The following is a 1,286-nucleotide window of genomic DNA, read 5'->3' as shown; positions in this document are numbered from 1 at the left end:
AGGCGTGCTCAAGTGCGTAAGGCATGCTCAAGTTCGGGGTGGGGCCTACGCTGGGCGTAGGCCGGGGCATCCCGGCGCGACTCGGGAGAGGACGAAACATGCAGGTCAAGCTACTCACCACCCTTGCTGCGACGGCACTGACCGTCGCCGGTATCACCCCGGGCATGGCGTCGGCTAACCCTTCGCCGGCACCGAGGCTGACGGTCATCAACGATGATGTGATGACCCCGCTGCAACTCGCCACGAGCGGCACCGATGTGTTCGTTTCCGATCGCATCGCGGGTCAGGTCCGCAAGATCGCCGCCGACGGCTCGTCCGCGGTCCTGACGACTCAACCCGGGCGCGAGGTCAATGGGGTCGGGGTGGACGGCGCCGGTCGGGTCGCTTACGTCTGGGCCCAGCTGACTCGGGGAACCGTCACCGCCAGCGGCTTGGCGGTCGTGGGCACCACAGCTGGCGCGGCCGACTTGCTGGCCTTCGAACGATCCGCCAACCCGGACAAGAATCGCACCTACGGTCTTGTCAACGCGACGACCTGCCAGTCCAACGGTCTAAAGGCTGCGGGCATCCCCGTCACCTACCGCGGCGGGGTTGCCTCCCGCCCGGTGGCCGTGGCCGATCTGGGCACCGACTGGGCCGTCGCCGACGCTCGCGCCAACGCCATCCTGCGAGTGCGACCCGACGGCCGCGTCGCCACCATCAGCGCTCTCCCCCGCCAGCCGTTGGTCATCACGTCCGCGATGGCCAGCGCTCTGAAGTTGCCGACGTGCCTGGTCGGAGCGACCTACTTCACCGAAGCCCGACCCACCGATCTCGCCGTGATGCGCGAAGGCCTCATCCTGGTCACCGTCGCCCCGCCGGCACTCGGCAAGCTCGACCCCGGGCGTCGAGGCTCGGTTTATCGGATCGACCCGGCCACACGTTCGGTGACCAAGATCGTCGCCGACCTTGCCGCCCCCACAAACCTCGCGGTCAAGACGGGCGGCGATGAGCGCGGCACGATGTACATCGCCGAGTCCGGCAGCGACACCATCACCAAGCACGGACCCGACGCGGCATACATGCATGACGCGCTGACGCTGCCCGGCATCCTGGCAGTCGAGATCGGCGCCGGCCACCTTTACCTGACCACCGACGTTCCACGCCGGGCCAATGGCACGCCGGAGCCCGGCCAGACGGGACGGGTCTACCGGTTGTTCTAAGTCTGGCGCTTGTTCTGGGCCTCCGGCTCCCTAACCCCCGAACTTGAGCACGCCTTACGCACTTGAGCACGCCTTACAAGGCGT

At 67.7% G+C, this 1,286-nt stretch carries 1 protein-coding gene; it reads left to right on the top strand.

Annotation, left to right across the window (positions count from 1 at the left end; genetic code table 11):
* The first annotated feature begins 98 nt into the window (after window positions 1-98).
* A complete protein-coding gene (locus BN13_RS18140) occupies window positions 99-1,202 on the top strand; it encodes a ScyD/ScyE family protein (RefSeq protein WP_048548238.1) in 1,104 nt (367 codons plus the stop codon).
* The last annotated feature ends 84 nt before the right edge of the window (window positions 1,203-1,286 follow it).

Origin of the sequence: Nostocoides jenkinsii Ben 74, from assembly GCF_001046875.1 — a bacterium.
Classification (GTDB): domain Bacteria; phylum Actinomycetota; class Actinomycetes; order Actinomycetales; family Dermatophilaceae; genus Nostocoides_A; species Nostocoides_A jenkinsii.
Note: the sequence above shows the minus strand (reverse complement) of the source record. Positions and strands in the feature narration are given on the sequence as shown.